We start from the raw sequence: 13,740 nt of genomic DNA, 5'->3' as shown, positions 1-13,740 counted from the left end.
CTCTGCCTAGGTCGCGGCAGGTGAGGCGATCAGGCTCCCACCCTAGCCAGCTACGGTCTGCGGCTCACGCTCGGGGATCGCCCCGGAGCCGAGGCCCCCGCCCGAGGCATCAAAGTCCTCAGCCCCGCGCCCGACGCATGGGCAGCGCGTGGCGATCGCGGCTACGACTGCGCTGGCGGGTACGTGATCGGCCGCCTGTCGCCTCACGATCGAACCGGACCGTATCAACTCGATGCTGCAGCTCGACGGGCCGCTGCTGGCCGCGGTGACCGCGTGCCTGCCCGCGAACGTGGGCCTGAAGACCGTGGGCATATCTGTCGGCGCTCCCGGGACATGGGCGGCGCCGGGACGGCCGCTGCTGATCAGACGATGGGTGGACGGCCCGCGAGGGTGAGCCGCAGGACGGTCCAGGCACGGCAGCCCCCGTACAAGACACACGGCGGCGAGGGCGGCGGGGTCGTCGGCTCCGTGCCCGGGTAGTTGACGGTGACGGTTCCGCCGGTTCCCAAGGCCTGTGGTGGAGGGGCGATGACGCAGTCGTTGTTGTCGCCGATCTCCAGCTCGCCAACCGGGTCAGCTACGACGACTGGGACTCTGACGAGGAGTCCAGCCCCTTCTGGTTGCCGATGCTGCCGGACAACCTCGACCGGGAGTGCCAGGCGGTGACTCTGCCTCGTGGTCGTGGGCTGACCAGTTCAGCGTCTTCTTCGCGACGGATGTCCCGGCAGGTCTGGTTGTTCGTGATCTCGCTTGTTATCGTCTATCGCCGATGCCGGCGCAACAGGCACGACCGGCCAGACTGGGACGCGGTGGCAGCGTGGGCTTGATGGACCGTATCCGCGGTGAGTTCATCGACATCGTCGAGTGGACGGACGACAGCAGGGACACCATCGTCTGGCGCTTCCCGCGATACGAGAACGAGATCAAGATGGGCGCCCGGCTGGTGGTCCGGGAGTCTCAGACGGCCGTCTTCGTCAACGAAGGCGTGATCGCCGACGTGTTCACCCCCGGCACGTACGTCCTCGAGACGCAGAACCTGCCGGTGCTGTCGACGTTGAAGGGCTGGAAGTACGGCTTCCACTCGCCGTTCAAGGCCGAGGTCTACTTCGTCAACACCCGCCAGTTCACCAACATGAAGTGGGGCACGCAGAACCCCGTCATCATCCGGGACGCCGAGTTCGGGATGGTGCGGCTGCGGGCGTTCGGAGCTTTCACCGTGCGGATCACCGACGCCGCCGCACTACTGCGCGACCTGGCCGGGACCGACCCGCAGTTTCGCACCGAGGAGGTGCAAGACTTCCTGCGGCAGCTGATCGTGGGGCGGCTGTCGAACGCGATCGCCACCGCGAACGTCCCCGTGCTCGACCTGGCCGGCCGGCAGGACGCTCTGGGCGCGCGGCTCGCCGGCATCCTCACCGAGGAACTGGCCCCGGTCGGAGTCTCGGTGCCCACGTTCGTCATCGAGAACATCTCCCTGCCCCCGGAGGTCGAGGCGGCGATCGACACCCGCAGCCGCATGGCGATCGCGGGCGACCTCGACCAGTACACCAAATTCCAGACCGCGAACGCGATCGGCGACGCGGCGCGCAACCCCGGTGGACCGGGCGAGGGCCTCGGCCTCGGCCTCGGCATGGCCCTCGGGCAGCGGGTGGCCGCCGGGGCGGCCCCGCAGGCCGGTGCCGTTCCCCAGGCCGCCGCCGTGAGCGCGCCTCCGCCGCTGCCGTCCCCGGCGGAGTGGTACGTCGGCGCCGACGGCCGGCAGCAGGGTCCGTACGACCTGGCGGCGCTGTCCGGTCTCGTGGGCGGCGGCGGGCTGACCCGGGCCACGCTGGTCTGGCGGACGGGCATGTCCGCCTGGCTCCCGGCCGAGCAGGTGCCCGAGCTGGCGGGGCTGATGTCCAGCGTCCCGCCGCCGCTGCCGCCGCAGGCGTAGCGCCGCCGAGTGCCCCGCCCACCCCGTATTGAGGAGCGGTCGTGTCCGACCCGAACGCCGTAGGCGCGGCTGTTCACTCCTATCCCTGCCACGCCTGCGGGGCCACCCTGGAATACGCCCCCGGCACCAGCGCCATGCGCTGCCCGTACTGCCACCACGAGGAGCAGATCGTCTCCGAGGCGCGGTTGGTGCACGAGCACGCCTTCGCCGAGCTGACCCGGCTGCCGGTCCGATCGGGGACGGCCGGCGGCGTGAACGCGTTCGTCTGCCCGGGCTGCGGGGCGCGGACCGAGAGCGACACGCTGTCCGAGCGCTGCCAGTTCTGCACCACGCCTCTGATCGCCGACGTGGAGGCGACCGAGCGGGTCGTCCCCGAGGCGCTCCTCCCGTTCGGCCTCGACGGCGACGGCGCCCGGCAGGCGCTACGCACGTGGACGTCCTCCCGCTGGTTCGCCCCCTCCAGTCTGAAGAAGGTGACCGCGGCGGAGACCCTCAAGGGAACCTACCTGCCGTACTGGACGTACGACGCCCGCACGGTCTCGGACTACAGCGGCCAGCGCGGCGACTACTACTACGTGACCGAGAGTTACACCGTCACCGAGAACGGCCAGTCTCGCACCGAAACCCGCCAGGTCAGGAAGACCCGCTGGTCACGGGCCCGCGGCACGGTCTCCCGGGTCTTCGACGACGTGCTGGTCGCCGCGACGACCAGGCTCGGCTCCCCTCAGCTGGCCAAGCTCACGCCCTGGCCGCTGGAGCAGGCGCTGCCGTACCAGGCGGAGTACCTGGCGGGGTTCCAGACCATGCGCTACGACATCGAGCCGGAGGACGGCCTCGACCTGGCCAAGCAGGAGATGGCCAAGGTGATCGAGGACGACTGCCGCCACGACATCGGCGGGGATGAGCAGCGCGTCCAATCCGTCAGCACCCAGTACTCCGACCTCACCTACAAGCTGGTGCTGCTCCCGGTGTGGTTCCTCAGCTACCTGCACGCCGGCAGGAGCTGGCAGGTGATGCTCAACGCCCGGACCGGCGAGATAACCGGGGAGCGGCCGTACAGCGCGGGCAAGATCGCAGCCGCCGTCCTCGCTGCCCTGCTGGTCGTCGCCGCGATCGCGCTGATCGTCTCCAGGACCAGATGAGGTACGGCGGTCCCGGGTCGCTGCGCCGCCGCCGGCGACCGGCCCGCCCGGGGCGCCGGGTCCTGCCTGCCGTACAAGCGCGGGTGGGGGCAGGACCCTCCAGCGGTCCCCGTACGCGGAGTGCAGATCATGACCGAGGATGAGATCTCTCAACGCCACTCTCAAGCGGGAAACCCTTCAGGGCGCCAAGTGCTGGCCCTCCGCCCGAGCCGCCCGCCTGGCCATCTTCGCCTGGATCACCCGCTACAACACCCGAAGGAGGCACTCGAGCCTGGGCTACCTCAGCCCGATCGACTACGAGCAGCAGCCCGATAAGGTGCTGGCTGCCGCATAACAGCCGGTGTCCACACTTCGGGGGGAACTCCGGACACACCCACACCCGGGTCACCCGCAGCTGGCGCCGCACTCTGACTGGCCTCGGCCGGAGCGGTGACTTCCCGCGCGCCGGCCAAGACCTCGCCGAACACGCCGATCAGCCGCTCGGACTCCGCACGGTGTGCCTCACGCAGTTCCTCCAGCCGTTCGCGGCCCTTCTTGTGCAAGCCAGGAGCCGCCGCTTGTAGCCGCGCAGCGCGTGACGGGCGGCCTTGGTGTTCGGCTTCGGCTGGTGCGCCAATTCGTGGCTGGTCGGTGGGGAGTTTGGTGACCGCGGTCTCGAGGTCGGTGTGGTTGGGCAAGGTGTACAGGCGCGTGGTGTCGAGGCGGCGGTGGCCCATCAACTGGGCGACCACGACGATGTCGACGCCGGAGCGCAGCAGGTTGGTGCCGAAGCGCGCGGTGATGCGGCCGCCGGCCGGCTACTACGGCGTGAAGATCCGGCTGGCCCGCCGGATCGTGGAGGTGCTGCCGCCGCGTCGGTTATCTGGGGTGTCAAGCGTTCTATCTGGTGAGCGCCTTGCAGGCCGTTTAGGCATGTTGCATATGCCGGCGATATGCCGTGCTGCTTAGGCTCCAGGTATGCGCGTGTTGATCGTGGAGGACGAGCCCTACCTGGCCGAAGCCGTCCGTGACGGTCTCCGGCTGGAAGCGATCGCCGCCGACATCGCCGGCGACGGCGACTCCGCCCTAGAACTGCTCGGCGTCAACTCCTACGACCTTGCGGTCCTCGACCGCGACATCCCCGGCCCCTCCGGCGACGAGATCGCCCGGCGCATCGTCGCCTCCGGCAGCGGCATCCCGATCCTCATGCTCACCGCCGCCGACCGGATCGACGACAAGGTTTCCGGGTTCGGGCTCGGCGCCGATGACTACCTCACCAAACCGTTCGAGCTTCGAGAGCTCGTCATGCGGCTGCGGGCGCTCGACCGCAGGCGCGCGCACGCCCGGCCCCCGGTCAGCGAGATCGCGGGCCTGCGGCTGGACCCTTTCCGCCGGGAGGTCTTCCGCGACGGACGCTACGTCGCGCTCACCCGCAAGCAGTTCGCCGTCCTCGAAGTCCTCGTCGCCGCCGAAGGCGGTGTCGTCAGCGCCGAAGAGCTACTGGAGCGGGCCTGGGACGCCAACGCCGACCCCTTCACCAACGCCGTCCGCATCACCGTCTCCGCCCTGCGTAAACGACTCGGCGAACCATGGCTCATCGCCACGGTGCCCGGCGTCGGCTACCGAATCGACACCGGCATCGCCCCCGCCGACTCTGGCAGCACTCATGAATAGACGACCAGGCCTCAGCGCCCGACTGAAACTCACCATCAGCTACGCTGGATTCCTCCTCCTCGCCGGCGCTCTCCTGCTGGCCGTGGTATGGGTATTCCTGCTGCGCTACGTACCCGACAGTCCCAAGGGACTTCTCCGGGTCGCACCCAACCGCTACGTCCTCCTGCAAGTCTTCGCCCCCGCCGCGGCCGCGGCACTGGCCTTCCTACTGGTGTTCGGCCTCCTCGGAGGATGGATCCTGGCCGGCCGGATGCTCGCACCACTCACACGGATCGCAGGCGCGGCACGGATGGCCGCGAACGGATCACTGTCCCACCGGATCCGCTTGGAGGGCCCCAAAGACGAATTCCGCGAACTCGCCGACGTGTTCGACACCATGCTCGGACAGCTCGAATCCCACGTCGGCGAACAGCAGAGGTTCGCCGCGAACGCCTCCCACGAACTGCGTACCCCGCTGGCGATCTCGAAGACACTCCTCGACGTCGCCCGCAACGACCTCACGGGGAACCAGGGTGAACTCATCGAACGCCTCCACACCGTCAACACGCGGGCGATCGACCTCACCGAGGCCCTTCTGCTGCTCAGTCGCAGCGACCGCAAGAGCTTCACCCGCGAGGTGGTCGACCTGTCTCTCGTCGCCGAAGAAGCCACCGAAACGCTGCTTCCTCTCGCCGAACAACGCCAGATCACGCTCGACGTCACCGGCCAGGCAACACAGACCGTCGGCTCTGCGGCGCTCATTCTGCGGATGGTGACGAACCTCGTCCAGAACGCCATCGTCCACAACCTCCCCGCCGGCGGCACCGTAACGGTCCACACCGAATCGCAGCACGACGCGAGCGTGCTGCGGGTCGAGAACACCGGCCATCCGCTGCCATCGGAACTCCTACCGACCCTCACCGAACCCTTCCAACGCGGAACAGAACGCACACGCACCGACGAACATGCCGGGGCCGGCCTCGGGCTGGCCATCGTGCACAGCATCGTCCGAGCACACGACGGAACCCTTGACCTCGTACCCCGCCCCACCGGCGGTCTCGTCGTCACGATTCGACTTCCCGGCACGCCGCAGGCATCGTCCCCGAGCGGGGCCCACTAGATCGTTGATCGGCTCCGAGGGAGACTTCGCCGGTGGCGTAACGGCGGCGGATGGTCCGCTGCGCGGATTCGGGGAGTTTGGCCTCCTTGCTTGAGCTTGTCCTGGCGCTTGGCCAGGGCCATGCCCTCGCGGATGCGCAGGTGCCCCAGGTTGGCCTCGAACTCAAAGCGACCATGGCCAGGGTACGCAGGAATAGGCGGCCGAACGGCCCGTCGACTCCTTCAGGGACTCCAGCGGCAGCTGTTCTGTGGCCAGCTCCGCCATCCACTTAGGCGGACCCGTCTAGGGCCTGTCTCAAAGCCTGGTGAGCCAGTCGTCTATCGCGGTTATGAGAATGGCGGCTTGGTAGCGGACGGCGAGTTTGTCGTACCTGGTCGCGATGGCGCGGTGGCGTTTGAGCCGGTTGATGCCACATTCCACAGCATGACGGGCGCGGTAGTCGCGGGCGTCGAACTTGTAAGGACGACCGCCGCGGCTGCCGCGCCGCAGGCGAGCGGCGATGCGATCGGCTGGTTCGGGGATGGTGCATCTGATCCCGCGGTTGCGCAGGTAGGCGCGGATCGCCCGGGAGGAGTAGGCCTTGTCGGCGCGGACGACCTCAGGCCGGGTACGGGGCCGGCCGGGTCCGAGCCGGGGGACGCGGATGCCGGCCATGACCACCTGGAACTGTGGTGCATCGCCCCGCTGGCCGGCGGTCAGCACCAGCGACAGCAGCCGTTGGCCCTGCTCACAGGCCAGGTGCAGCTTGGTCGACAAGCCACCGCGTGAGCGTCCCAGCGCGTGGTCGACCGGCTCAGTGCTCACCCCACCCGGCGGTTCGGCCTGCAGACGCGGATCGCGCCGCGCGCCTGCCGCGTGCTGATGGGCCCGCACGATGGTGGAGTCCACCCCGACCTGCCAGCCGATCAGTTCGGCGGCATCGGCCAGGGCCTGCAGCCGGGTGAGGATCTTCTGCCAGACACCGGCCCGCTGCCAGCGTCGAAACAGGGCGTACACCGCCTGCCAGGAGCCGTAGCACTCCGGCACGTCCCGCCAGGGAGCCCCGACCCGTACCCGCCACCGGATCCCGTCGATGAGCTGCCGCTTGGTCCACTTCGACGGCCGCCCTGGTCTGCTCGGCGCAGGTAGCAGCGGCTCCAGCCGGGCCCACTGCGCATCGGTCAGGTCGAACCGCCTCGTCACCGCTAAGGTGGCCAACGAGGTCTCCGGTGTTCAGGTTCTTCTTGGTCGATGAACCCTCTACCGGAGACCTCACTGCTTGTCCGGGCACGACACGCCGTCAGTCAGCGGACTTCGAAACAGGTCCTAGACCTTCCGGTGGATGCGCGTCCCGCCGCCGCGTGGTTTTGTTCGTGAGAGTTGACCGCGGTTGCTCGCCGGGCGTGACGGCGAACTCGTCCAAGCCCCGGCACCCGTCGTCGCCCGCATGCTCGGCTACCACAACGAGAGCGTCGCCGGCATCGCCGCTCAAGCCGCCGACCCCTGGAGCCGCTACACCTCCGGCGACCACACACGGTGAGCGAATACACCCTCTACCCAAGGAATAAACGCCAGACGGTTACGAGACTTCACCAGTTCTGGACCCGGATGTTCACCGACGAGTCGTCCAGCACCTGCAGTAACCGGGCTGTCGCGATCACCAGCGGCAGGACCATCGCACTGCCGGCCTGCGCCAGTTCCTTGATGCCCGGGATTCGGTGTATCGCGGGCGTATCGAAAATCGCATACGCCACCGCAACAGTCTTCCGTCTTCAGTGGAGGCACCGGGACCACATGGGTGGGTGATCGGTTGCCGATAGCGGTCGCCGGTAGACCTGCAACGGTCGATTTGTCGATCAGGAAAGGACCGTGATCATGGACTTGGATTCTGTACGTGGTATCAATCGGCGGCGGCTGCTCGGGTTGGGCGGGTTGGCGGCCGCCGGCGTGGTGGCGGCCGGCGAGCCGCTGGTGGGCTCCCGATCCGGGCATGCCGTAGCTGCGGGACAGCACCTTCCGGCCCCAACCGGCCCCGACATCCCACCGGACACCCGTCCCGGCGGAGCCTACGACCGGTACGTGGCGAAGCTGGCCGCCGAGGGCAAGTTCTCCGGCGTGGTGCTGTTGTCGCACAAGGGCCGGACGGTGCTGTCGCGCAGCTACGGCATGGCCGACAAGGAGAAGGGGATCCGCAATCACGAAGGCATCGCGTTCAGCCTCAGCTCGGCGGGCAAGCCGTTCTACGCGGTGGCCATCTTGCAACTGGCGCAGCAGGGCAAGCTGAAGCTGTCGGACACGGTGGGCACCCACCTGAAGGGCTTCGCCAAGAACATCGCCGAGCAGGTGACCATCCACCACCTGTTGTCCGGCACCTCAGGGCTGGACAGCCCGGATGAGAACGTGCAACGCGTCTTCCAGAGCCGGAAGGAGGTGCACAAGTATTACAAGCAGCGGGCCCGGCAGGCGAAACTGGTGGGCGTCCCAGGCGTTCCCGACACCGCCCACGCGGAGGCGGAGGTCACCATCTCCGCGCTGATCGTGGAGGCCGTGGCCGGCACGACGTACTGGGACTACGTCCAGGAGAACATCTTCAAGCGCTGCGGCATGACCGGCTCGGCGTTCTACACCCGGCCGCAGTGGCTCACCGACGAGCACATCGCGCACCCGTACATGACGCTGGCGGACGGCAGCGTGGTGGACGCGGTCCGCAATCTGGATAAGGGCAGCCCGTACCCGTACGAACTAGGCAAGAACCCGGGCCGCAGCTTCATCGATGCCCCCGGCGACGGCGGCTTCGCCACCGCGCCGGATCTGGTCCGGTTCGCGCACGCGCTGGACGACGGCACGGTGCTGGACCGCCCCTGGGCCGACGTGCTCACCGGGGCCAAGATCCCCCACGGACCAGCGTCGTTCGGGGCGTACGGGATCCCGGTCTCCATCGTCAACGGCCAGTGGAAGTACCAGCGCGCCGGTGGCAACCCCGGTGTCAGCGCCAACTGGGACATCTACCCGTACACCGGCTGGGTCGGTGTCATCCTCGGCAACTGCGACGGGGTGCCGCTGCAGGAGATGATCGGGCAGGAGACGCAGGCCATCACCGGGGCTTCGGCCGGCGGCGGGGGTGGTGGCTGAACCCCTGGGGACCCCTGACTCCGGGCCCTGGCTCCCAGCCAGGGCATCGGGCCGGTACCCCGATCCCAGGCGCGAAAGCGTCCCTACGGACGAGGAACAGCGCCTGCTGGCAGGGCGAGCCTAGACCTATGAACTTGACCTTCCAGGGAAGCAGAGGAAAAGCACTCGCCGCAGGGCTGGTGGCGGCGGCCGGGCTGGTGCTATTGCCGGCTCCGCCAGCCTCGGCTGAGCAACGTGCCGCATCACTCACATGGGGGGCGTGCGCGGGGGAGGACGTCCCGGCGGGCATGGAGTGCACCACGATCCAGGTGCCGATCGATTGGGCACACCCAAGCGAAACCAAGCTCACGCTGGATCTGGCCCGGCTGCCAGCCACCGATCCCGCCCACCGCATCGGCAGCGTATTCACCATCCCCGGCGGGCCGGGCGAGGACGGGATCGCGAGCATGAAGCAGCTCGCGGACAGATACACGGCGTTGCGCCAACGGTTCGACGTGGTCACCTCTACCCCTCGCAACAGCACGCGGCGAATACGCTGCCGGCGTCATGCCTGAAGCTCGGGCCGGGGGTGTCGGAGCCGGGCAACCGCAGGGAATACGAGGCGCAGGCTAAGGTGCTGGCCCGGGCGGTGGCCACATGCCGGAAGGAGGACCGCAGCGGGCTGTTCACCCGTCTGGACGGGCTCTCGATGGCCAGAGATGTGGAGGCCATCCGTGCAGCGCTGGGGGAGGAACGGCTGAGTTCATGGCGTGGTCGGCCGGGGGGTCACCGGCGACCGCCTACGCCCGGCTGTTTCCGCAGCGCATCCGCGCCATGTACCTGGGCGGGGTGTACAACCAGCCCGGTGGAAAGCTGCTGTGGGACCGGATGCTTCGTGAGTACGGCGAGAAGCAGTTCCGCGGGTTCGTCGACTGGTGCGCGCGCACGTCCGCATGCGCGCTGCATGGGGAGGACGCAGCGAAGGTCTGGCGCAAGCTGCTCAAGGACGCCGACCGCTCTCCGATCCCGGTCACGTCGGCGCAGTTCGGCGAGGGAAAACTGACCGGTTTCCACCTGCAGGTCGCAGCCGGCCTCGCAGAGGCGGACCCCGGCGTCTTCGCCAAAGCCGTGGACAAGGCCCGCCACGGCGACGGCTCGGCGTTCGCCGATAGCATCCTGGGTCTGCTGGCGGCCTACACTCGGCCGCTCACGCTCGCGCAGCGGTGCTCCGACGGTCTGGGCTACACCACCTGGGCCGAGCATCGCCAGGCTTAGGGCACGCCGACGAGCAGTCATGAGCCTTCGAAGTTCGTTGGGGGCCACTCCCAGGCCGCCTCGATCAGCCGGTCGCCCGCTTGGGCGGCCACCACCTCGGCGCGGGTCTCCTCCAGCTCGGCTTCAATCGCCAGTGCCCGTTCGGGACGCGCCCGCCGCCACAGCGCGACCACCGCCTGGCGGGCCTGCTGCCACCCACCGGCCCACCCCATTACCTCTGCCTTTCCCTCTATCCCTCAGTTGGCGGCGGGCCAGTCCAGGAGATCGCCAGGTGTAGCGTTTTGACACCTCGTACGGATAACCGCTATCTATTGGCCAACCGTTAGGGGGTGGCATGCAGGACGCAGTGCTGGCGATGCTCGCCAAAGAACCGTCGCACGGGTACGACCTGCGCGCTCGGCTGCGGCAGAGTCTCGGCCCGCTGGGCGAGTCGATGAACCCCGGACAGATCTACGTGACCTTGGCCCGGCTCGAGAAAGCGGGCCTCGTCGTCTGTGAACGGGCGAACGGGCTTCCTGAGCGGCCGGAGCGCAAGGTCTACGCGCTGACGCCGGCCGGGCAGGAGCGGGTGGCCGCCTGGCTGGCCGAGGTGGGCTGGCCGAAACCTGACCTGGCGGAGTTTCATCTCAAGCTCGCTGCTGCCGCCGCGGCCCGGCTGGCCGACCCGGTGGAGCTGGTGGCGGCGCAGCGCCGTGAGTTGCTGCGCCGCTTGCGTGAGGCGCAGCAGGCGGCGCTGGCCGAGCCGGCGGGATCGGGCGCCGGCCTGCTGCTGGAAGGGGTCGTGCTGCGGTTGCAGGCGGACCTGCGCTGGCTGGAGGCCTGCGAGCGAGCCTGGTCCAAAGCCGATGACGAATCCGAGGGTGCATGAACGTGTCAAGTGCCGCGGTCCGGGCCTGCGGCCTGGTGAAGACGCATGGTCAGGGGCAGAGTCGAGTCCGCGCGGTGGACGAGGTCGACCTGGAGGTGCCCGAGGGCCAGATGCTGGCGGTGATGGGGCCCAGCGGCTGCGGGAAATCCACCCTGCTGCACCTGCTGGGCGGCCTGGAGCGGCCCAGCGAGGGGGAGGTGTGGCTGGCTGGTAAGCGGATCGACACGCTGAGCGAGCGGGCTCTGGCGCGGCTGCGGCGACGGTCGGTGGGATTCGTCTTCCAGGCCTTCCATCTGATGGAGGAACTGTCGGCGGCCGAGAACGTGGAGCTGCCCGCGCTGCTGGCCGGGCGTTCGCGCCGCCAGGCCAGGCGGCGCGCGAGCCTGCTGCTGGAACGGGTCGGGCTCGCCGACCGCGCCCGGCGCCTGCCGTCGCAACTGTCCGGCGGGCAGCGTCAGCGGGTCGCGATCGCCCGCGCGCTGGTCAACGATCCGTTGGTCGTCCTGGCCGACGAGCCGACCGGCAACCTCGACACCGCGGCGACCCTCGATGTGCTGAGGATCTTCGAGGAGCTGCGTTCCGCGGGGCAGACCTTCATGATCGTCACGCATGACGAGCGGGTGGCGGCCACGGCGGATCGGCTGGTCTCGATGCGCGACGGGATGTTCGTCGACGACACCCGGCTGGCCGGCACCGACACGCGCGGGCTCGGCGGGCTGATCGGGCTGGAGGACTGAACATCATGGGCTCCATCGTGCTCGTCGTGCGTCTGGTGCTGGCTGACGTGCGCCGGCACAAGGTCCAGGCCGTGATGCTCCTGCTCGCGGTGACCGTGGCCACCGCCACGATGGCCCTGGGCCTGTCCCTGCGCGGCGTGAGCGACGCGCTGTACGAGCAGACCCGCGCGGCCACCGCCGGGCCGGATGTGGTGGCACTCTCCGGCGACACAGGCCCCGCCGTGACCTCGGCTCTGGCCTCGCTGGCGGACTCTCCCGAAGTAATCGCCCACCATGGCCCCTATCGCATCGTCTACGCCAACCTCACCACGCGCGATTCCACCTCGTCCCCAGTGGTGGTGCAGGGCTTCGCCGACACGCCCGGCGCGGTCAACCGGCCGCTGGTGACCTCGGGTCAGTGGGTACGCTCCGGCGGCACGGTCCTCGAACGCGGTTTCGCCACCGCGCTGGGCGTCGGCGTCGGCGACCGCGTCACCATCGCCGGCCGGTCGTACCCCGTCGTCGGGATCGCTGTCACCGCGGCCACCTCCATCTACCCCTGGGCGGCGCAGATCGGCCCGGGCGGTGGTCCCAGCGACTACAGCGGCCTTGCCTGGATGACCCGATCAGATGCCCAGGCCCTGGCGTCGTCCCAAGATCTCCCGGTGACCATGGCCCTGGACCTCAAGCTGCGCGACCCCGCCGCGACCGAGGCCTTCCGCGACGCCCACCGCGTCTCCACCATCGTGATCAACTTCCACACCTGGCAGTTCACCGCCGAGCAGGACATGGTCATCCTCAAGGACACCCAGCCCATCCTGGTCGTCGGTAGCTGGCTGCTCAGCTTCCTGGCCATCACCGGAGTGGCGGCGCTGGCCGCGGGACGCGCCGTCGAGCAGACGCGACGGGCCGGACTGCTCAAGGCCGTCGGCACCGCCCCGGGGCTGATCGCCACCGTCCTGCTCACCGAGTACCTGGCGCTGGCACTGGCCGGCGACGCGCTGGGGCTGGTGATCGCCCGCCTGACCGCGCCCACCATCGCCAGCCCCACAGCCAGCCGGATCGGCGACGCGGCCAGCCCCGGCGGTGCCACCGTCGCCACGGCGACCGTCCTCGCCGTGGCGGTGGCGGTGCTGTCCACGCTGCGTCCCACGCTGCGGGCCATGCGCACGGCGGCCGTCACGGCGCTGACCGCCACCGCGCACCAGCCCCGTCACCGGCCCTGGCTCACCACGCTGTCCGCGCTGCTGCCCACGCCGTTGCTGCTCGGGCTGCGGCTGACCGCCCGCCGGCCGGGCCGCGCCGTGCTGCAGGCATGCTCCACCGCCACCACGGTGATCGCGATCGTCGCCCTGCTGACCCTCTACGCCCAGCCGGACAGGGGCTACGGCCTGGATGGCTCCTCCGCCCTGCCCAACCTGCGAGACGTTCACGACCGCCGGCTGCTGCTTGCGGTCACCGTCCTGCTGATCGCACTCGCCGTCGTGAACACCATCACGCTCACCTGGACCACTGCCATAGAGGCCCGGGCGAACATGGCCATCGCACGTACGCTCGGCGCCACCCCAGGACAGATCTCCGCGGGGCTGTCCGTCGCCCAGCTCCTGCCCGCGCTGCCCGGCGCCGTCATCGGCGTCCGGCTGGGCGTCGGCCTGCTCTCGCTCTTCGCCGCCGGGAATCCGGCGGAAGCCCCCTCCTCCTGGCTGCTCGGCGCCGCACTCGCGACTCTCCTGGCGACGGCGGCGCTCACCGCCCTGCCCGCACGCCTGGCGGCCCGCCGACCCGTGGCACAGACCCTCAGCGCCGAAACAGCGTGACCGGCCCCGCTCGGCAGGCGTCGGCAGCAGCGGCGCCCAGCGGACCGAGGCCCGCACAATCCCGCAGACATCTCATCCGCCTCACCAGCGTTCGCCGACGGGCGCCCGGCCCACCGGCGTCTAGACGAATCGATTCGATCGACGGAA

The 13,740-nt window shown here is 69.5% G+C and carries 16 protein-coding genes and 1 pseudogene; 14 read left to right on the top strand and 3 right to left on the bottom strand.

The window, feature by feature from the left end:
- Nucleotides 1-232 precede the first annotated feature (232 nt).
- The 7 genes and pseudogenes from ACQEVJ_RS24680 (at nucleotide 233) to ACQEVJ_RS24650 (ending at nucleotide 5,827) form a co-directional block, all read left to right on the top strand.
- Nucleotides 233-394 carry a hypothetical protein gene (locus tag ACQEVJ_RS24680; RefSeq protein ID WP_433104828.1) on the top strand — a complete coding sequence of 54 codons (162 nt, stop codon included), beginning with the start codon at nucleotides 233-235 and terminating at the stop codon, nucleotides 392-394.
- Between the two features lie 432 nt (nucleotides 395-826).
- On the top strand, nucleotides 827-1,933 hold the full coding sequence (locus ACQEVJ_RS24675) for an SPFH domain-containing protein (protein WP_433104826.1): 1,107 nt from the start codon (nucleotides 827-829) through the stop codon (nucleotides 1,931-1,933).
- Nucleotides 1,934-1,974: 41 nt separating this feature from the next.
- Complete coding sequence (locus ACQEVJ_RS24670; protein WP_433104824.1) at nucleotides 1,975-3,075, top strand: hypothetical protein; 1,101 nt, start codon at nucleotides 1,975-1,977, stop codon at nucleotides 3,073-3,075.
- A gap of 145 nt (nucleotides 3,076-3,220) precedes the next feature.
- Nucleotides 3,221-3,409 (top strand): annotated as a pseudogene (locus ACQEVJ_RS24665) (integrase core domain-containing protein); the annotation flags it as partial.
- Between the two features lie 256 nt (nucleotides 3,410-3,665).
- Nucleotides 3,666-3,965, top strand: coding sequence for a hypothetical protein (locus ACQEVJ_RS24660; RefSeq protein ID WP_433104822.1), 300 nt, complete (start codon nucleotides 3,666-3,668; stop codon nucleotides 3,963-3,965).
- A gap of 67 nt (nucleotides 3,966-4,032) precedes the next feature.
- Nucleotides 4,033-4,728 carry a response regulator transcription factor gene (locus tag ACQEVJ_RS24655; protein WP_433104820.1) on the top strand — a complete coding sequence of 232 codons (696 nt, stop codon included), beginning with the start codon at nucleotides 4,033-4,035 and terminating at the stop codon, nucleotides 4,726-4,728.
- A complete protein-coding gene (locus ACQEVJ_RS24650) occupies nucleotides 4,721-5,827 on the top strand; it encodes a sensor histidine kinase (protein WP_433104818.1) in 1,107 nt (368 codons plus the stop codon). The genes ACQEVJ_RS24655 and ACQEVJ_RS24650 overlap by 8 nt, the downstream gene beginning before the upstream one ends.
- 294 nt (nucleotides 5,828-6,121) lie before the next feature.
- Here ACQEVJ_RS24650 and ACQEVJ_RS24645 read toward each other — a convergent pair whose 3' ends face one another.
- Nucleotides 6,122-7,024 (bottom strand): IS5 family transposase, encoded by a 903-nt coding sequence (locus ACQEVJ_RS24645; RefSeq protein ID WP_433104816.1) that lies wholly within the window; start codon nucleotides 7,022-7,024, stop codon nucleotides 6,122-6,124.
- Nucleotides 7,025-7,196: 172 nt separating this feature from the next.
- Here ACQEVJ_RS24645 and ACQEVJ_RS24640 point away from each other — a divergent pair, with 172 nt between their 5' ends.
- A complete protein-coding gene (locus ACQEVJ_RS24640) occupies nucleotides 7,197-7,346 on the top strand; it encodes a hypothetical protein (RefSeq protein WP_433104814.1) in 150 nt (49 codons plus the stop codon).
- Between the two features lie 49 nt (nucleotides 7,347-7,395).
- Here the strand turns inward: ACQEVJ_RS24640 and ACQEVJ_RS24635 are convergent, their stop codons facing one another.
- Nucleotides 7,396-7,560, bottom strand: coding sequence for a hypothetical protein (locus tag ACQEVJ_RS24635; protein ID WP_433104812.1), 165 nt, complete (start codon nucleotides 7,558-7,560; stop codon nucleotides 7,396-7,398).
- A gap of 121 nt (nucleotides 7,561-7,681) precedes the next feature.
- Here ACQEVJ_RS24635 and ACQEVJ_RS24630 point away from each other — a divergent pair, with 121 nt between their 5' ends.
- From ACQEVJ_RS24630 to ACQEVJ_RS24620, 3 genes are all read left to right on the top strand, one after another.
- Nucleotides 7,682-8,938 (top strand): serine hydrolase domain-containing protein, encoded by a 1,257-nt coding sequence (locus tag ACQEVJ_RS24630; RefSeq protein WP_433104810.1) that lies wholly within the window; start codon nucleotides 7,682-7,684, stop codon nucleotides 8,936-8,938.
- A 128-nt stretch (nucleotides 8,939-9,066) separates the two neighbouring features.
- Nucleotides 9,067-9,492 carry a hypothetical protein gene (locus tag ACQEVJ_RS24625; protein WP_433104808.1) on the top strand — a complete coding sequence of 142 codons (426 nt, stop codon included), beginning with the start codon at nucleotides 9,067-9,069 and terminating at the stop codon, nucleotides 9,490-9,492.
- A 190-nt stretch (nucleotides 9,493-9,682) separates the two neighbouring features.
- Nucleotides 9,683-10,192: a hypothetical protein gene (locus tag ACQEVJ_RS24620; RefSeq protein ID WP_433104806.1), complete on the top strand. Its 510-nt coding sequence runs from the start codon at nucleotides 9,683-9,685 to the stop codon at nucleotides 10,190-10,192.
- 17 nt (nucleotides 10,193-10,209) lie between these two features.
- Here the strand turns inward: ACQEVJ_RS24620 and ACQEVJ_RS24615 are convergent, their stop codons facing one another.
- Nucleotides 10,210-10,404 (bottom strand): hypothetical protein, encoded by a 195-nt coding sequence (locus ACQEVJ_RS24615; protein ID WP_433104804.1) that lies wholly within the window; start codon nucleotides 10,402-10,404, stop codon nucleotides 10,210-10,212.
- Between the two features lie 122 nt (nucleotides 10,405-10,526).
- Between ACQEVJ_RS24615 and ACQEVJ_RS24610 the strand changes: the two genes are divergently transcribed.
- The 3 genes from ACQEVJ_RS24610 to ACQEVJ_RS24600 are packed head-to-tail and all read left to right on the top strand — an operon-like array spanning nucleotide 10,527 to nucleotide 13,593.
- Complete coding sequence (locus tag ACQEVJ_RS24610) at nucleotides 10,527-11,060, top strand: PadR family transcriptional regulator (RefSeq protein ID WP_433104802.1); 534 nt, start codon at nucleotides 10,527-10,529, stop codon at nucleotides 11,058-11,060.
- Complete coding sequence (locus ACQEVJ_RS24605; protein WP_433104800.1) at nucleotides 11,057-11,797, top strand: ABC transporter ATP-binding protein; 741 nt, start codon at nucleotides 11,057-11,059, stop codon at nucleotides 11,795-11,797. Before ACQEVJ_RS24610 ends, ACQEVJ_RS24605 begins: the two co-directional genes overlap by 4 nt.
- A 5-nt stretch (nucleotides 11,798-11,802) precedes the next feature.
- A complete protein-coding gene (locus tag ACQEVJ_RS24600) occupies nucleotides 11,803-13,593 on the top strand; it encodes an FtsX-like permease family protein (protein WP_433104798.1) in 1,791 nt (596 codons plus the stop codon).
- The last annotated feature ends 147 nt before the right edge of the window (nucleotides 13,594-13,740 follow it).

It is taken from the genome of Microbispora sp. CA-102843, from assembly GCF_050936215.1.
Lineage (GTDB): Bacteria > Actinomycetota > Actinomycetes > Streptosporangiales > Streptosporangiaceae > Microbispora.
This window is presented reverse-complemented; position numbering and strand designations above follow the sequence as displayed.

Bases quoted from the DNA above. Each gene is read 5' to 3' on its own strand.
- ACQEVJ_RS24680 (WP_433104828.1), top strand. From the start codon at position 233: ATGCTGCAGCTCGACGGGCCGCTGCTGGCCGCGGTGACCGCGTGCCTG.
- ACQEVJ_RS24675 (WP_433104826.1), top strand. From the start codon at position 827: ATGGACCGTATCCGCGGTGAGTTCATCGACATCGTCGAGTGGACGGAC.
- ACQEVJ_RS24655 (WP_433104820.1), top strand. From the start codon at position 4,033: ATGCGCGTGTTGATCGTGGAGGACGAGCCCTACCTGGCCGAAGCCGTC.
- ACQEVJ_RS24650 (WP_433104818.1), top strand. From the start codon at position 4,721: ATGAATAGACGACCAGGCCTCAGCGCCCGACTGAAACTCACCATCAGC.
- ACQEVJ_RS24630 (WP_433104810.1), top strand. From the start codon at position 7,682: ATGGACTTGGATTCTGTACGTGGTATCAATCGGCGGCGGCTGCTCGGG.
- ACQEVJ_RS24625 (WP_433104808.1), top strand. From the start codon at position 9,067: ATGAACTTGACCTTCCAGGGAAGCAGAGGAAAAGCACTCGCCGCAGGG.
- ACQEVJ_RS24620 (WP_433104806.1), top strand. From the start codon at position 9,683: ATGGCGTGGTCGGCCGGGGGGTCACCGGCGACCGCCTACGCCCGGCTG.
- ACQEVJ_RS24615 (WP_433104804.1), bottom strand. From the start codon at position 10,404: ATGGGGTGGGCCGGTGGGTGGCAGCAGGCCCGCCAGGCGGTGGTCGCG.
- ACQEVJ_RS24610 (WP_433104802.1), top strand. From the start codon at position 10,527: ATGCAGGACGCAGTGCTGGCGATGCTCGCCAAAGAACCGTCGCACGGG.
- ACQEVJ_RS24605 (WP_433104800.1), top strand. From the start codon at position 11,057: ATGAACGTGTCAAGTGCCGCGGTCCGGGCCTGCGGCCTGGTGAAGACG.
- ACQEVJ_RS24600 (WP_433104798.1), top strand. From the start codon at position 11,803: ATGGGCTCCATCGTGCTCGTCGTGCGTCTGGTGCTGGCTGACGTGCGC.